1 pseudogene is annotated in these 338 nt (G+C 57.4%); it reads left to right on the top strand.

The window, feature by feature from the left end:
- Positions 1-75 precede the first annotated feature (75 nt).
- Positions 76-338: pseudogene (gene glmM, locus AKJ31_RS22305) on the top strand (phosphoglucosamine mutase); the annotation flags it as partial.

Genomic DNA, 338 nt, shown 5'->3' on the forward strand with positions numbered 1-338 from the left:
GGATATTTCTCTATATTCGCGGTTCAGCAGGCATGTCCCCTTTGAGGGCGACCCGACGACAGGATAATCGACCTTATGGTGCGCAAATATTTCGGCACAGACGGTATTCGTGGCAAAGCCAACGAAGGCGCGATGACGGCGGAAACCGCCTTGCGCGTCGGCATGGCGGCTGGCCGTGTCTTTCGTCGCGGTGACCACCGCCATCGTGTCGTGATCGGCAAGGATACGCGCCTGTCGGGCTATATGCTTGAACCCGCGCTCACAGCCGGTTTCACCTCGATGGGCATGGACGTATTCCTTTTTGGCCCGCTGCCGACAACGTATAGGAAGAATAAACG

The organism is Vibrio hepatarius, assembly GCF_001274785.1.
GTDB lineage: Bacteria > Pseudomonadota > Gammaproteobacteria > Enterobacterales > Vibrionaceae > Vibrio > Vibrio hepatarius.